The organism is Congregibacter litoralis KT71 (assembly GCF_000153125.2).
GTDB classification, from domain to species: Bacteria; Pseudomonadota; Gammaproteobacteria; order Pseudomonadales; family Halieaceae; genus Congregibacter; species Congregibacter litoralis.
The window spans coordinates 4,205,507-4,221,302 of the sequence record NZ_CM002299.1; the positions used below are offsets into that span (position 1 = coordinate 4,205,507).

Sequence of the window (15,796 nt, forward strand, 5' to 3'; positions counted from 1 at the left end):
CTAGGCTTGGGTCTCTTGGGGAGCGCCGACGATGGGCTCTCCCGTAGCAAACAGCAGCCAGACAATAGCGCCAAACACATTGATCCCCGCGGCGACGACAAAGGTCGCCGTATAGCCGCCGGTCAAGTCGACAAGCACTCCCGTGAGAGCCACGCCGACAATCCCCGGCAGGGTGCCACCAATGTTCGTGATACTGAAGAGAACGTCAGCGTGCTTGGGTGCGACATCCAGATGGTTGCAGGCAAACCCTGCCCAGGCCATAGATGACACACCAAAGGCCGCACACAGGGTAAACAGTGCCATGCCCGGGGTGCTTGCCTGAGCAGCGAGCAACAGCATGGCCGCCCCCCCGATCAATCCGCCGCATTGCATGAACTTACGCACAAAGGTCACGCTTATACCCTTGGCGATCCAGCGGTCTGCAACCACCGCTGACAGATTTCCCGCCAGAAACTGACACACCCATGGGCCTATGGCGAATAATCCGGAGCCCGCAATCGACAGGCCCTGGACGTCCCTGAAGTAGCTGGGAAGCCAGGCAAGGAACAGGTAAAGCGTCCAGTTGGCGCAAAAGTGGTTGATGAACAGGGCCCAGATAGATGGATGTCGGAGAAACAAGCCCCAGGGTATGGGCTCTTTGTCATCGGCTTCGGAGTTTTCAAGCTCCGCAAGCAAGGCCCTCTCTTCAGCAGAAATCGTCGGATGTACCGAGGGCTTTGCATGCACGACCCGCAACCATACAACGGCGAAAAGGAGTCCGGAGGCACCAAAGACAAAGAAAACGCTTTGCCATCCATAAGCGCTTACGAGGAGTCCCGTCGTAGACAGGGCGAAGATAGTCCCCAAGGGGATTCCCGTTAGATTGACCGCCGCGGCCCGGGACTTTTCCTGTTTGGGAATCCACCGTCCGAGGAGGTTATAAACACCAGGGAAACTCGCGGCCTCTCCCATACCCATAAGCACCCGGGTAAGTAAGAGCGCTCCAAGCGAGACACCCGCGGCAATGGGTGTCAGGAAGGTGAACAGGGACCAGCCAATGAGTGCGACCCCCAGGAGCAGCTTGCCTCCATACTTGTTGGCCAACCAGCCCGTAGGGATCATCGCCAGCAGGTAACCCACAAAGAACGACGACAGTACATATCCCTTAGTGGTTGCCGACCAACCAAACTCCTCAGCCATGGGGATGATAGCAACGGAGATGTTGACCCGATCGATGTAGCAAATAAACGTGGCGAGAAAGCAGAAGCCGACGAGGACGTGGCGCTTGGGCCATCGGGATACGCGGCCAAAACCCCGAGCTAACTCTGATTGCGTCATGGCGGGTCTCCAATATTGGAATTGCGAGGCCTTATCTATTTGCCTCTTTATTGCACGATTTAACACGCCACGACTGAAGGTTCCGCGACTTATGCTCCGCGGCTTATGTTCCGCGACTTATGTTTCGCGATTTAGGCCGCGCGTAGCGCTCGACCCAAGGTCTCTTCACCCAAAGCCTTCGTGAACTCGCCATCTTGCCACACGGCGTGTCCGCGAATCATGACTTCTCGAACAATGGCCGGCGGGCGATTGACCATCTGGTGATGCCCGAAGAGATCCCGGAACACATACTCCCGGGTGTCATTGCAGTCCCAGTCTCTCAGTACCTCGGGATCAATGAGGACCATATCGGCCTGAGCGCCAAGATCCAGCGTGCCAACATCAATATTGAAGAATTCCGCGGGCTCCCGGGTCAGGCGCTTCACCATTTTGGCCACCATGGCATCCCCCTGCTGCTGGGCGAGCTTGAGGGACATGAGGTTCCCGTCAAAAAAGGCCATGTTGGTGAGGTGGGCACCGGAATCGTTGAACCCGGGCAACGCCTGGGGATGCATGAGGTAATCCATGGTTGCGTGATTGCCGATATTCGACACGTCCGCCCAGTAGCGGAAGCCTTTGTCGTAGCGACGCATGAGAAACAGCATAAAGTCAGCATCGGTTTCGGGACGCACATCGAGGGATTCGAAGGCTTCGCGCTCGGCGTCGGATCGCGCCTGGGCGCTATCGCCATCCATAAATCGCAGGAGCCGCTGGTGAACCAGATCAAAGGACTCACCGTCCCAGTCTGCCACCGGTGCACCGTCGAAGACCAGTCGATGAAGGTCCCGGATCACCAGATGATCGGGCATGCCCAGCTTTGCTTTAAAACTCGCCCAGTCGCCCCCGGTGCGACCGTGCATCCAGTCATCGCGAAACTGTGACACCCATTGGGGGTCGTGCATCAGGGCATGCCGGCCCTCCACGTCATCGTACTCCAGGGCGATGAGCTGTGCCGTGGAGGGCAGTTCCTCATAAAGAGGACTCACGATGCCGTCAGACCAGACTCGAAAGTTCGTGCCCAGCGCCTGAAAATGCAGGCTGCCCTTGAATAACCAGCTGTTCATAAGCCTGGCAAAGCCCAAAAACGCCTTGGTGGCCCGGGGAGCAAGAACAAGCTCCATGGCCGAGAGGGCAGACACTTTGAGCGTTTTCTTGAACAAGCGACCGCTCGTCAGGGTGAAGTAGAGCAATGCCGTGGCTCGATTCTCAATGATCGGTGTGGTCTGCCATACCCGATTGTGGTTCCGCACGACCTTGAGGAGACGGCGCAGCTCTTTGAAGCTGGCGAACTGTGTGGGAATGCGCTTGTCCGTGTGAGGCTCGTTCGACAGATAGTGAAAGGGCAGCCCGTCCGTGGAGAGACCGAGGTAGCCCTGACGCATGGCGCGATCGAGTATGGCCTCCATCTCCTGATACTCCGCTTCCGTGGGGTCACGGCTGATGGCCGCCTCCATTCCCATCACCTCAACGCGGAGCATGGAATGAGGCACAAAGGCGCCTACATTAGGCCCCAGGGGCATGTCAGCAAAGTGATCCATGTAACCGCCCGTATCCGACCAGCTGATGGCGTCTACGCACTTTTGCAGTACCGGCTTTGGAATGTTCTCAACACGGGTAAAACAGTCAACGATAGGGTCCTGCCCGCTGTCGTCCCGCTGGTGTCCAAAGCAGGTACCGAGGCTGCAGTTACCAAAGAGCACCGTGGTTGTGCCGTGTCGCACGACTTCCGTGAGCCGGGGATCAAGATCAACCTCAAGATCCAGGTGCGTATGAATGTCCAGCAGACCGGGCATGAGCCACAGCCCTGTGGCATCGACAGTGCGGCGCGCCGGCCCCTCGGGGAGGGCCGTACCCTTGGCGGCGATACGTCCCCGCCGCACGGCGATATCCATGCGTCGCGGGGGCTCGCCACTGCCGTCAAACACCGTGGCATTGCGATAGAGAACATCCCAGCTGAAGTCGTCGACCTTCTCCCGCCAGTCTCTTTCGTTCTCCTGATTCAGCTCGCTGTGACGCGCTTTCTGCTCGTCGTTCTGCCCGTCGTTTTGCCCAAAATTACCGACCAACTCCACCTTCATCTCCTGTGAGCTTTCTGACGATAGTTGCCGTCCGAACCGAGAAGAGTAACCATGCTCTGTCTACAAACCAAGCATCTTTGCCTGGCAATTTTCTGGAGCCCCCATGTCCATCCCTTTTGACAACAGCTTTGCCGCCCTGGGGTCGCCCTTCAGCACCGCCCAAAGCCCTGATCCCGTGAAAAAACCGTCGCTGATTACAGTGAACGATGAGCTGGCGAAGCAATTGGGCATTGATCCCCGGTGGCTCGCCTCCCGGGAGGGCGTGGACGTGCTCGCGGGCAATCGCGTGGCGGCGGGCTCCCAGCCCGTCGCCGCTGCCTACGCCGGCCATCAGTTTGGTCACTTCAATCCCCAGTTGGGGGACGGCAGGGCCGTACTCCTCGGCGAAGTTGTCGACGACCAGGGACAGCGCCTTGACCTGCAACTGAAGGGCAGCGGACGCACCGACTGGTCCCGGGGTGGTGATGGTCGCTCACCCCTGGGGCCCGTGCTGCGCGAATACCTCGTCAGCGAGGCCATGGCGGCCCTGGGCGTGCCCAGCACCCGGGCCCTGGCGGCCGTCACCACGGGCGAGCCCGTTATGCGCGATGGCTTCGAGCCGGGCGCGATACTCACCCGGGTGGCATCAAGCCATCTGCGCGTCGGAACCATGCAATACTTTGCTGCCCGGGAGGACCGGCAGTCCCTCGCCACCCTCGTTTCCTATGTCCTCGAACGCCATTATTCCGATAAAGTCGATGCCGAAAACCCGGCACTGGCCCTCCTGGAGTGCGTCATTTCGGCGCAGGCGCGCTTGATTGCCCGCTGGCAGCTTCTGGGTTTTGTCCACGGCGTGATGAATACGGACAATATGCTCCTTTGCGGGGAGACCGTGGATTACGGCCCCTGCGCTTTTATGGAGGAATACCACCCGGACACCCTGTTCAGCTCCATCGACCAACAGGGACGCTACGCCTATAGCAACCAGCCGGGCATCGCCCACTGGAATCTTGCGCGCCTGGCAGAGGCACTCCTGCCCCTGATCAATGACGACACCGACACCGCGGTGGGGCAGGCCAAAAAAGCCCTTTCCCAGTTCCCTATGCTGCTTGAACAGGCCTACCAGGAGGGCCTCGGCAAAAAACTGGGGCTCAGTGAGATGACCGCAGCGGACAACAAACTCGCCGACGAGCTTTTTGCGGCGCTCCAGGAGGATCAGGCGGACTTCACCCTGGCCTTTCGTTTTCTGGCCGATGCAATAAAACCCGATGCCGCCCAGAGCGGTGCGGGAGAGCTGTTCTCCCCGGGCAAGCAGCTTCTGGAGTGGCTACCCCGCTGGATGCAGCGCCAACAGTCGGACACGGTCGATCCAGAAGAGCGGCAGGAGCGCATGTTTGCCGCGAATCCCGCGTTTATTCCCCGCAATCATCTGGTCCAGCGGGCCATTGAAGAGGGCGAAAAGGGTGACTTCGCACTGTTCCATCGCCTGCTCGAGCGCCTGGCCCTCGCGACGGACTACAGCCCGGACGACAGAGATCTCGCCCTCCCCGCACAGCCGCAGGAACGGGTCCTGCGCACGTTCTGCGGGACCTGAAGCGACGCTCCCCGTATAATCGCTATCATTCTCCTCACAACTCTCGCAGTTAACACAAGCACGGAAGGCACACGCGTTGAGCACCGAATTCTTTGGCAAAACTCTCTCCGGCCCCTTCACGATTCCCTCGGGCATCGTGACCACTGCGCCGTCGATTATTCAGTACTTTTTTGACCGGGTACCGGAAGTTGGCGTGATCACCACAAAAAGCATCGGGTTAGCCCCGCGGGCAGGGAATCGGGAGCCCGTGTACTCGCAGTATGCGCCGGGCTGTTTTGTGAACGCCGTGGGCCTTACGAACCCGGGTGCAGAAGCGGCGCTGGCGGGTATCAAGGGCCTCAGGGTCCCTGATGATCGCTTTCTCCTGACGTCGATCTTTGGAGGTAGCGTGGAGGAGTTTGTCGAGGTCGCCAGGCTGCTGGCGCCTCACTCCGACGGACTGGAGCTTAATCTCTCCTGCCCCCACGCCAGCGGCTATGGCATGGCCATGGGTCAGGACCCGGTGGTAGTGGCGGAGATCGTCGCGGCGGTGAAGGCCGCGGTGGACATCCCGGTGATCCCCAAACTGACGCCTAACACCCCCGATATCGGCGCCATTGCCAAAGCCGCGGCGGATGCCGGGGCCGACGGGTTCTGCGCCATCAATACCGTGGGCCCCGGCTACACCAGTTCCCATGGCGAGCCGGTGCTGTCCAATGGCGTCGGCGGCATGTCGGGAAAGGGCGTGCTGCCCATCGCTCTGAAGTGTATCCGGGAAATTCGCGAAGTCAGCGATCTGCCCATCGTGGGCTGCGGCGGTTTCTCCAGCGCCGCGGATGTCGACGAAGCCATGAAGGCAGGTGCGAACGTCGTTGGTGTCGGATCGGCGCTTACGGGCATGAACAGCGAAGAGATCGGCGCCTACTTTGTGCAGCTGGGCAAAGATCTGGACACACACAGCGGTTTCGCCGAGGCCATGATTCGCTATGACATCGACATGGATTTTGAGCCCGTCACTCTCGTGGAAAACCGACGGGTGTGCGAGGACATCGGTCTGCTGACCTTTGATCGCCCCATCAATGTCCAGGCCGGTGAGTTTATCTATCTGTGGATACCGGGCCTGGGAGAAAAGCCCTTTTCAGCCCTGGTGGACGACCCCTTCACCCTCGTCGTGATTGACGTGGGGCAGTTTACCCACGCCCTCATGGATCTGACGCCGGGTACGGAAGCCTATGTCCGCGGCCCCCATGGCGTGCCCGTATCGCCACCGGAAGGCGCCCATATCATGGCCGTCGCCGGGGGCACGGGTCTGGCCGCGGTTTACCAGATCGCCCGGGATTTCGGAAACGCTGAATTCTTTATCGGCGCCCGCAGCGAAGATCGCCTGTACTTTCTTGACGAATGCGAGGAAGTGGCCCAGGTGCATGTGGCGACGGACGACGGCAGCCGCGGCTATCACGGTCGCGTGACGGAGATGCTCCGCGAACGCCTGGCCGCCATGAGCGCTGCCGACCTCGAGAAGATCGTGTTTTACAACTGCGGGCCCGAGCCCATGGTGCGCGCGGCCATTACCGTGGAACGGGAGTTCGTGTCCGAGGCACAGATTCTCAGTGCGGTGGACTACATGACCAAATGCGGCGTGGGAATCTGCGGCGCCTGCGCGACGCCCGACGGACGGCGCATCTGTGTCGACGGTCCCTTCCTCAGCGGCCTCAACCCCTAAAAAAACTGAAAAGCCGGCGGAGGTAAAAGCAGTCTGAACTCATGATCAGACTGCTTCGCCTGCCCCATTCCCTCAGGCCAGGGTCTGATCTTTCACCGGCAGGTGACGGATACGTACGCCCGTCGCGGCATACACCGCGTTGAGCACCGCGGGAGCCGCCACGGCAATCGTAGGTTCCCCCACGCCGCCCCAGAAGCCCCCCGAAGGCATAACACTGACTTCCACCTCAGGCATTTCTGCGAGCTTGAGGGAGGGATAGCTATCAAAGTTCTCCTCCACGACACGACCCTCTTCCACGGTGCACTCGCCATAGAGCGCAGCGCTCAAACCGTAGACAAAGGATCCCCCGACCTGCGCTTCAATCTGCTGGGGATTCACCGCAAACCCGGGATCCGTCGCCGCCCAGATTTTCTTCATCTGCAGCTTGCCATCCACCACCGCCGCTTCGGCGCAGGCCGCAACATAGCTGCCAAAGGCCTTGCAGACCGCCAGACCCAGACCGTGGCCCTCCGGCATTTCACGACCCCAGCCGGCTTTTTTGGCCACTTCCTCAAGTACCGTTAGGGCGAGGGGACTCTCCTTAAGCAGCCCGCGACGATACTCCAGGGGATCGACGCCGGCCTTGCGAGCCAGCTCATCAACAAAACTCTCCATGTAGAACACGTTTTGATTAATGTTCACCCCCCGCCAGAATCCCGGCCGAAGATGGGTGTTGCGCATCGCGTGATCCGCCAGAAAGTTAGGCATGGAGTAAATCATCGAGTGATCACCCTCGGGCGCCACGGACTGAAAAACCACGGGATCCTTCTCCGGCTTATCGCCCAGAGCGGGGCGGAAAAACGCGAGAATGGATTGACCGGAGATGCGCATATGCAGCGCGTCGAGTTTGCCGTCCTCATCCATGGCCGCGGTCATGCGGCTGCGCGTAATGGGGTGGTAATAGCCACGACGCTGGTCTTCTTCACGACTCCAGAGCAACTTCACGGGCGTACCGGGCATCTGTTTGGCAATCGCCACCGCCTGATCCACAAAGTCATGGGCGCCGCGGCGACCAAAACCACCCCCGAGAATCATCCGATGCACTTCGCACTGCTCCGGGAACAAACCCGCCGCCGTCGCCACGGCCTCAAGTGCCGCCTCGCCGTTCTGCGTGGGCACCCAGGCCTCGCAACGCGCCTCGGTCCACAAGGCCGTGGCGTTCATGGGCTCCATGGGCGCGTGGTTCTGAAAGGGGTAGCTGTAGTCAGCGGTGAGGGTATTGTCGGAGCTGGCCAGGGCAGCGAGGGCATCGCCCTGTTCATTGCCCACAAAGGCGTCATCGGCAGCGAGACCCTCTTCGAGCATAGCCTGGATACTTTCGCTGTTGACCTTGCCGTCCTCGCCGGTTTCCCATTCGATGGAGACCGCATCGAGGGCCTGTTTTGCCTGCCACCAGCTATCCGCCACGACGGCCACCGCGTTGTCGCTGACCTCCAATACTGCGCGGACGCCAGGCATATCCTTCGCTTTGCTGTCATCAAAGCTGCGGCGCTTTCCCGTGTGTACGGGGCAGGCATGGATGGCGGCATGGAGCATGCCCGGGAGCATGACGTCGGCACCGTACTGCAACTTGCCGCTGACCTTGTCCCTGGTATCAAGGCGCGCCGCGGGCGTGCCCACGAGGCTCCAGTCCTTGGGATCTTTGAGAGTCACCGCATCCGGTGCGCTGAGGGTCGCGGCCGTGGCGGCCAGCTCGCCGTAGGTCATGGTCGCCCCGCTGGGCGTATGAGTTATCACGCTGTTTTTTGCGGTGCATTCCCCTACGGGCACACCCCACTCCCGCCCCGCCGCTGCCAGAAGCAGTTCCCGGGCCAGGGCACCGCCCTCGCGGACGTATTGATGACTGCCGCGGATACCGCGACTGCCGCCCGTGGCGAAGCTGCCCCAGACACGGTTGCGGGCAAGACTCTCCGCCGGCGATGCAAACTCCCAGCTCACCTTGTCCCAGTCGCACTCAAGCTCTTCTGCAACCAGCTGGGCAAGCCCGGTTAATGTTCCCTGGCCCATTTCTGCGCGGGCAATGCGAATAGTGACCGTATCGTCGGGGTCAATGAGGACCCAGGCGTTAACTTCCGTGGCACCGTCCTGCGCCACCGCCGGAGCGCTGCCCAGGGGCAACTGCATGGCCACCATGAGGCCCGCGCCCGCCGTGGCGGAGCCGACGACGAAGCGTCGACGACTGATGTTCACCACACCCGATGCCTGCTCTTCAGTATTCGGGGTCTCGCCCAGGAGTTTTTTAAGGTTCATGACTGCGCTCCCTTTTTACCATTGAGAGTGGCCGCGGTGCGATCACCACCGGCGATAGCCGCAGCGCGATGGATGCCTTCACGCACCCGGGGCAACGTACCGCAACGACAAACATTGGTCATGCGCTGATTGATGTCTTCATCGCTGGGGTTGGGTACCTCCGCAAGCAAGGCGGAGGCCGCCATGATCATCCCGGGCTGACAGTAGCCGCACTGAGGCGTATCGATCTCTACCCAGGCCTGCTGCACAGGATGGCTCGCATCCTCGGACAGGCCTTCAATGGTTGTGATCGCCTTACCCTCAGCGGCGCTGGCGGGATAGACGCAGGATCGCATGGCCTTGCCGTCCACGTGGACCGTGCAGGCGCCACACTGGGCAATACCGCAGCCGTACTTTGTACCGGTGAGACCCAGGTGGTCCCGCAGCACCCACAGAAGGGGTGTGCTGGGGTCGACATCCGCCTCCATGGACTTGCCATTCACCATCAGTTTGAGCATGTCGGGTTCCTCTATCGACAGCGCATCAGCGCAATATTCGGGAAATCTGTTAATCCTCACCAGACTATAGCGCAGCCGGCAAAAAATACAGGGGGCGTGGAACCACACCCCGACCTGAGGAACGCAAGGGGTTTCGGCGTGTGCTCGAGAGGCGTATGTTTGCGAGGCGTATGTTTGAAAGCCGCGTGCTAGCCTGCTGATCTACGCCGCCGATAGGCGCCTGAAGAGAAACGCTGACATGACCTGGTTCCTGCGCATATCGATAGCTCTCATTCTGCTGGCCGTCGCCGCCTTCGGGATCTTTTTGGGTCCCGCCCACCTGCAGATCCGCGGCATTGAACCCACCCTGCCCTCGGAAGCCGAGCTTCGCGCGCTGGCGACGACAGGCAGAGGGCCCGTGTCGATTCGTGTGGCTCAGTCCTCCTCCCAGACCGGGCCTGATCGAAATCTGAGCCACGCCGTGGTGATTATCGAATGGCCCGACGGACGACGCTTCATGATCGACGCGGCCATGGATAGGGAGGCCAGCGAGGAGTTTGGGGCTCTCATAGGCAAACTCTCTCCCGGCATGGGCCCGGTGGTGTTCAAAGGTAGCGCCGCTGATCTGCTGGGGGACGAGATCGCGACCGTCGATGGCGTGGGCTTTACCCATCTTCATGTGGACCATGTCCAGGGAGTAACGGCTTTCTGCGCGGCGCGTGGCACGGGGGCTCGCAGCTACCAGACCTTTGCCCAGGCTACGGAGCACAACCTTCACACCGAAGACAGCGCGCGGCAGCTCGAAGACTCCTGCCTGGAGCCCGTGGTGTTGCCCGGCGAGGGTCTCCTCACCCATAGCGACTTTCCCGGTCTGGGCATTGTTCCCCTGGGTGGCCACACGCCGGGATCCACGCTTTTTGCTGTGAGCATCGACGGCACTCTGTGGCTGATGAGCGGTGACATCGCCAATGTAAAAAGCAAGCTCCTCCATAACAGTGGCAAGGGCTGGGTTTACAGCACCCTGTTTGTGCCCGAGAACACCGCACGCACAGAAAGTCTTCGTCTGTGGCTGAGCGCTCTCGATGAAAAGCCCGACATTGAGGTCATTGTGGCCCACGACTTTGACGCCGCCCTCGACAGCGGTCTGCGGCCCCTCTAACACCCGCGAGGGGTTATGCCACTTGGAGGATTCACGAGTTACTATTGGGAAAACACACAGAGTAGTGAGCTGAGGAGCGAGGTAACTCCCATGACCAACGTCATTTATCCCACGACCAACTTTAAAGCCACGGAACAGATCGTTGTGGAGCGCGGCGAGGGTGTCTACGTCTACGACAATCATGGCAAGCAATATCTCGAGGGGCTTGCGGGTCTGTGGTGCACCTCCCTCGGCTACGGCAATCAGGAGCTCATAGACGCAGCCACCGCGCAGATGGGGCAACTGTCCTATTACCACGCCTTTGGCGGTAAGACCCATCCCATGATGATGGCCCTGGCGGACAAGATCCGGGACATGGTACCCGTGGACAATGCCAAGATTTTCTTCGGAAATTCCGGCAGCGATGCCAACGATACCTTTATCAAGATTTTGCGCTATTACGCCAACGCCACGGGCAGACCGGAAAAACGCAAAATCATTACCCGGGAGCGGGGCTATCACGGCGTCACCGTCGCCGCGGGGGCGCTCACCAGTCTGCCTGCCAACCTCACTCATTTTGATGCGCCGGTAGAGGCCTTGGGGATTTTGCGCACCGATCATCCGCACTACTACAAGGGCCGTCATCCCGGCGAAAGCGAAGAGGCCTTTGTCGATCGCATTGTGGGCAATCTTGAAAAGCTGATTCTGGCTGAAGGCGCCGACACCATCGCTGCCTTCCTCGCCGAGCCTATTACGGGTGCCAGCGGCGTTATCGTGCCCCCCGCGGGGTATTACGAAAAAGTCCAGGCCGTTCTTAACAAGCACGACATCATGTTCTGGGCCGACGAGGTGATCTGTGGTTTTGGCCGCACGGGCAACGACTTTGGTTGCACCACCATGAATATCGAAAACCCCGCGCTCATGACCCTGGCCAAGCAGCTCTCATCGGCTTATGTGCCCATTAGCGCATCGGTGGTGCGAGGCGATATCTATGAAGCATTGGTGGAGCCGGTGTCAGAGGTTGGTGTGTTCGGTCACGGCTACACGTACTCAGGGCACCCCCTGGGGTGTGCTGTTGCCCTCAAGACTCTCGAAATTTACGAACGCGATAACATCTTCGAAAAAGCTGCGAAGACCGGTGCCTACCTCCAGAAAAAGCTCGCGCCCTTTGCCGAGCATCCCCTGGTCGGTGAGGTGCGTGGCCGCGGCCTGATCGCTGCACTGGAACTGGTGAGTGACAAAGCCACCGGCGAAGGATTCCCACCGTCTGTCGCGGGCTTTTTGACCAATGCCTGCGCCGAGGCGGGTCTCATCGGTCGACCCGTGGCAGGCACTGCGTTCGCACTCTGCCCTCCGCTGATCATTACCGAAGCACAGATCGATGAGTTGACGGACAAGCTGGCTACGGGGCTGGATGCAACCCTTGCCCACGTGCACAGCGAGGGTTTGCTGAAGGCGGCGAGCTAGGCTGCAGCTTTTGCCTCGAGCTTGGTGAGGACGCGCACAAAGGTTTCGGCTTCCTGCGCGCCCAGCACCGAGTATTTATCATTGAAGATAAAAGCGGGCACCGCGTGTATTTCGCGATCCAGCCACCAGCGCTGGTCCTCGCGCACCGCATCCGCATAGCGACCGCTGCTGATCACATCGCGGGCGTCGGTCTCGGGGAGTCCCACAGCGACTGCGGCCGAGATCAATACGTCCGCATCACTCACATCCTGCCGCTCGCTGAAAAACGCCTTGAACAGCGCCATCTTGAGCTCCGTCTGTTTGTCATGGGACTCCGCCCAGTGGAGAAGCTGATGCGCCTGAAAGGTATTCACCACCCGCATGCCGTCAAAATAATCGAAGTGAAAACCCAGGGACTCTCCGATGCTCGACAATCGGGATCGCGCCTGCTGGCTCTGCTCCGCCGTCGACCCGTACTTCTGGGTGATATGTTCGCGAAGATCCTGCCCTTCCGGCGGCATGTTGGGATTCAGCTCGAAGGGCCTCCAGTGCACCGCGACGTCGAAGCGTCCCGGCAAGGCTGCCAGCGCTTTTTCGAATTGCTTGTAGCCAATCACGCACCAGGGACACACGACATCCGAGACGATATCGACTTTCAGATTCAGGGCTGCGATGGGAGACCCTCCGTTTAAAAGGTGAACAACTCCCGAAACTTTACCAAATCCTCGGTCATGGTGGAGCCGCCCGGGAGCATCTCGAGGAGACGCTCATCGCAGCTCATGGTCAGATCGTAAAGAGGGATATGCTGATCCACGAAAATGGTTTCGAGCTCGGGGTACAGCTCCTTCAGGGAATCCACGAGATCCATGGACGAGAAATCCCGATGGGAGAGGTTATACACATCGGAGTCCATGTCCCGCTTGATCATGCGGGCCAGAACCTCCACCAGGCGATAGACGCTGATATGGCTGACCGTGTGGGCCGGATCTCCATGCACCGCAACCCGGTTGGTGAAGTGCGCGTCAAAGACAAACTGATTCACCATGGTTTCAAAACGCAGATTCTTTGAGTAGCCGTAAACATTGGCGCAGCGCAGCAGCTGCACGGGAATCTTCTCCATGAGGCGCATCACATGGTCTTCACCGCGCATTTTGGAAATGCTGTAGTAACTGTTGGGCACCCGGGGATGCTCCGTATTTGTAATGTCGCCCTGGCCGTACACGGACTGACTGCTGAGATAGATCAGACGACCAATACCCACTTCTTCAGCGGTGTACACCACCTCGGCGGTGCCCCAGTGATTGGTTTGTTCAAAGTCGTGGGCGTTTTGATCAGCAAAGGGCGTCTCGACCTTGGCGGCGAGGTGAACAACCACGTCCATGCCTTCCATGCAGCTGCGCAGGCTGCGGGAATCGAGAATATCCGCCTGAATAAAACGCACGTTGTTTCCCGGGACTTTGCGCAAACCTGTAAAGAGGTTGTAGTTGCCCTTGCACAGGTTGTCGTACACCAGAATATCTTTGACGCCCGGCTCTGCTGACAGGCGATAAACCAGCTCATTACCTATGTAGCCGGCACCACCGGTGACCATGACTTTCATCAGTTGCCTCCCGACACCAGCGTCGTGTTCAGACCGCACTCGGTCTTGTTCATACCGAACCAGCGGGCGTTGCGGGAATTCCCGTCGCCGAAGGCCTTCATGGTGCAGGGCTCACAGCCGATGCTGAGATAACCCTGGGCTTCCATGGGATGCTCGGGCAAGTCGTGATTCTTGCGATAGAAGTACACCATGCGCGAATCCCACTCCAACATGGGGTGGAATCGCGTGCAGCCGTGCTGGGCGGGCTCCTCCACCTGCATTGCAGCGCGCACGGAGCTTTGATCCGAACGCACGCCGTTGACCCAGATGTCGTTATCGCGCAGCACGGGCTCCAGAGGTTGTACCTTGTTCAGATAGCAGCAATGGTCCGGATCCGAGGCGTAGAGAAAGCGCTTTTCACGATCCAGCTGCTTGATCTTGGGAACCTCCGGACGAAGAGGGATAACGTTGAGGCCCAGTTGATCCGCCAGTTGGTCGGCAAAGCGAATAGTCTGGGCAAACAAAAACCCGGTATTGGTGTAGTAAACGGGAATGTCCCGATCCACGCGGCTGATCATGTGCAGCAGGGGCAGGCTCTGAGACTGGAAGGAACTGGTGGTGAAGACTTTCTTCCCCGCATCGAGATAGCTGTGCAGTTGCTCCACCACCTTATCGGCGCGGGCTTCCAGATCTTTTTTGTCGAGAATATCCACTTCTTGCTCGCTGTGTTTCGTGAGGCGGGCAGTCTACTGGCATTGAGCGCAGGAGTATTAGACAGCTTTGTTTCTTGCTAATGCTTGAAGGGAATATCAGGCGAGGGGGGCATACCCTGGCTGTCTTCAACCCATCAAGAGCTGAAAGTAGTGGGGCGCCTTGTCTACCGCCAGAACAATGGACGTGAGTAAGCCGATGACCAGCACGAGATTACGCCACCACTCGGCCTGGAACTCGCGCATCACCGCGCGGCTGTTCACCAGCACAATCACAATGACAAAGGCCAGGGGGATCACGATGACATTGATGCCCATGAGCAAAATCACCTTGAGCAGGGCGGGAAAATCCCAGAAGGGCGCCAGGGCAGCGGCCGCGAGTACAAACCCCGACAGCACGCGATGATAGAGTTTGTTGTCTGCGGTGAAGCGCCACTCCCTCCCCGCCATGTCCAACATGAAATAAATGGTGACCTGGGCCGCCACCACGAGGGTGGTCATGGCCGCGGTAAACAAACCGAGGGAGAAGATCATCGGCCCCAGGGTAGAAAACAGCCCGGGCAAGGCATCCCTGAACACCGCAGATGCCTGGGCCACGTCAGCGAAATCCGCATGATCAGGCAATGAATACAGGGCATAACCCCCGGCGATCACCACGAACATGGCATAGGCACCAAAGACAAAACCCATATTGATGATGGCCTGGCGGAACGCTTTTTTCAGCTCGTCACGACTCCCACCATCATCGGCACACATGTAGGGCATACCCAACAACGCCGCCGGCGCCACCGCCGCCCCCACCATGGCGATGATGGAACTGGTAGCAACGCGGGGAGCACCGCCGCCGGGCACGGGTAAGTCTTCGGGAAGCGAGGGAACAAAGCCTGCCAGAATCGCCGGAAGCTCCACCAGCCCCCGCAGCGCGACCACCAGAAAACACAGGAACATCAACACCATGAGCAGGGTCATCACCCGCTGCATGCGCTGATAGCCGCGGGAAAACACCAACCACAGCACGGCGCCGGAGAGGACCACGGACAACAGCACCTCAATACCCAAAGACATAGGTGCACCGCCCCGCCCGCTGCCAACTCCCAACAAGGTCTGAAACGCCGAGGACATGACCGATATCTGTCCCATGGTGACCAGAAAGTGCACCGGGACCACGAGGAACAGAATCAACCAGGCCAGAGTCGCGCTGATGCGGCTACGTACCAGGGTGAACATACCCTGCGTCGGATTGAGAGCACCGATACGGGAGGCCGTATCGACGGAGACAACGAACACCGGCAGCATCGCCACAATCACCCATAAGAGGTCATAGCGAAACCACGCACCGGCGAGAAGAAACGACGCCACGGCCCCGGCGCCCATGGTACCGGCGGCCATCACCGCCGCCGGCCCCACGAGGTTGCTAAAGAGTCGGACGATCATCAATGCATCATCCTA

At 59.7% G+C, this 15,796-nt stretch carries 12 protein-coding genes; 4 read left to right on the plus strand and 8 right to left on the minus strand.

What is annotated here, in order from left to right:
* Both KT71_RS18990 and KT71_RS18995 read right to left on the minus strand, forming a co-directional pair.
* The gene (locus KT71_RS18990; protein ID WP_008293696.1) at window positions 1–1,317 is read right to left on the minus strand and encodes an ACS family MFS transporter; all 1,317 of its coding nucleotides are present in this window, start codon (window positions 1,315–1,317) and stop codon (window positions 1–3) included.
* 131 nt (window positions 1,318–1,448) lie between these two features.
* Window positions 1,449–3,434, minus strand: a complete 1,986-nt coding sequence (locus tag KT71_RS18995; protein ID WP_008293695.1) for an N-acyl-D-amino-acid deacylase family protein — start codon at window positions 3,432–3,434, stop codon at window positions 1,449–1,451.
* A gap of 103 nt (window positions 3,435–3,537) precedes the next feature.
* Between KT71_RS18995 and KT71_RS19000 the strand changes: the two genes are divergently transcribed.
* Window positions 3,538–5,007, plus strand: a complete 1,470-nt coding sequence (locus KT71_RS19000) for a protein adenylyltransferase SelO (RefSeq protein ID WP_008293694.1) — start codon at window positions 3,538–3,540, stop codon at window positions 5,005–5,007.
* A 76-nt stretch (window positions 5,008–5,083) separates the two neighbouring features.
* Complete coding sequence (locus KT71_RS19005; protein ID WP_008293693.1) at window positions 5,084–6,709, plus strand: tRNA-dihydrouridine synthase; 1,626 nt, start codon at window positions 5,084–5,086, stop codon at window positions 6,707–6,709.
* 72 nt (window positions 6,710–6,781) lie between these two features.
* On the opposite strand, the gene KT71_RS19010 is transcribed toward KT71_RS19005, so the two are convergent.
* Both KT71_RS19010 and KT71_RS19015 read right to left on the minus strand, forming a co-directional pair.
* Entirely contained in the window at window positions 6,782–8,998 is a 2,217-nt protein-coding gene (locus tag KT71_RS19010; protein WP_008293692.1) for a xanthine dehydrogenase family protein molybdopterin-binding subunit, read from the minus strand.
* Entirely contained in the window at window positions 8,995–9,495 is a 501-nt protein-coding gene (locus tag KT71_RS19015; protein ID WP_023660368.1) for a (2Fe-2S)-binding protein, read from the minus strand. The genes KT71_RS19010 and KT71_RS19015 overlap by 4 nt, the downstream gene beginning before the upstream one ends.
* A gap of 238 nt (window positions 9,496–9,733) precedes the next feature.
* Between KT71_RS19015 and KT71_RS19020 the strand changes: the two genes are divergently transcribed.
* Both KT71_RS19020 and KT71_RS19025 read left to right on the plus strand, forming a co-directional pair.
* Window positions 9,734–10,633 (plus strand): MBL fold metallo-hydrolase, encoded by a 900-nt coding sequence (locus KT71_RS19020; protein WP_008293690.1) that lies wholly within the window; start codon window positions 9,734–9,736, stop codon window positions 10,631–10,633.
* 15 nt (window positions 10,634–10,648) lie between these two features.
* On the plus strand, window positions 10,649–12,079 hold the full coding sequence (locus KT71_RS19025; protein ID WP_274518429.1) for an aminotransferase: 1,431 nt from the start codon (window positions 10,649–10,651) through the stop codon (window positions 12,077–12,079).
* Here KT71_RS19025 and KT71_RS19030 read toward each other — a convergent pair.
* The 4 genes from KT71_RS19030 to KT71_RS19045 form a co-directional block, all read right to left on the minus strand.
* Window positions 12,076–12,732 (minus strand): DsbA family oxidoreductase, encoded by a 657-nt coding sequence (locus KT71_RS19030; RefSeq protein ID WP_040362528.1) that lies wholly within the window; start codon window positions 12,730–12,732, stop codon window positions 12,076–12,078. The two genes, KT71_RS19025 and KT71_RS19030, sit on opposite strands and share 4 nt — an antisense overlap.
* A 14-nt stretch (window positions 12,733–12,746) precedes the next feature.
* Complete coding sequence (locus KT71_RS19035) at window positions 12,747–13,658, minus strand: SDR family oxidoreductase (protein WP_008293687.1); 912 nt, start codon at window positions 13,656–13,658, stop codon at window positions 12,747–12,749.
* Complete coding sequence (locus KT71_RS19040; protein ID WP_008293686.1) at window positions 13,658–14,350, minus strand: phosphoadenylyl-sulfate reductase; 693 nt, start codon at window positions 14,348–14,350, stop codon at window positions 13,658–13,660. The genes KT71_RS19035 and KT71_RS19040 overlap by 1 nt, the downstream gene beginning before the upstream one ends.
* A gap of 126 nt (window positions 14,351–14,476) precedes the next feature.
* Complete coding sequence (locus KT71_RS19045) at window positions 14,477–15,781, minus strand: NRAMP family divalent metal transporter (RefSeq protein ID WP_008293685.1); 1,305 nt, start codon at window positions 15,779–15,781, stop codon at window positions 14,477–14,479.
* Between the last annotated feature and the right edge of the window lie 15 nt (window positions 15,782–15,796).

Coding starts and splice junctions, on each gene's coding strand:
- KT71_RS19045 (WP_008293685.1), bottom strand. CDS start 15,781: ATGATCGTCCGACTCTTTAGCAACCTCGTGGGGCCGGCGGCGGTGATG.
- KT71_RS18990 (WP_008293696.1), bottom strand. CDS start 1,317: ATGACGCAATCAGAGTTAGCTCGGGGTTTTGGCCGCGTATCCCGATGG.
- KT71_RS19000 (WP_008293694.1), top strand. CDS start 3,538: ATGTCCATCCCTTTTGACAACAGCTTTGCCGCCCTGGGGTCGCCCTTC.
- KT71_RS18995 (WP_008293695.1), bottom strand. CDS start 3,434: ATGAAGGTGGAGTTGGTCGGTAATTTTGGGCAAAACGACGGGCAGAAC.
- KT71_RS19010 (WP_008293692.1), bottom strand. CDS start 8,998: ATGAACCTTAAAAAACTCCTGGGCGAGACCCCGAATACTGAAGAGCAG.
- KT71_RS19020 (WP_008293690.1), top strand. CDS start 9,734: ATGACCTGGTTCCTGCGCATATCGATAGCTCTCATTCTGCTGGCCGTC.
- KT71_RS19035 (WP_008293687.1), bottom strand. CDS start 13,658: ATGAAAGTCATGGTCACCGGTGGTGCCGGCTACATAGGTAATGAGCTG.
- KT71_RS19025 (WP_274518429.1), top strand. CDS start 10,649: ATGCCACTTGGAGGATTCACGAGTTACTATTGGGAAAACACACAGAGT.
- KT71_RS19015 (WP_023660368.1), bottom strand. CDS start 9,495: ATGCTCAAACTGATGGTGAATGGCAAGTCCATGGAGGCGGATGTCGAC.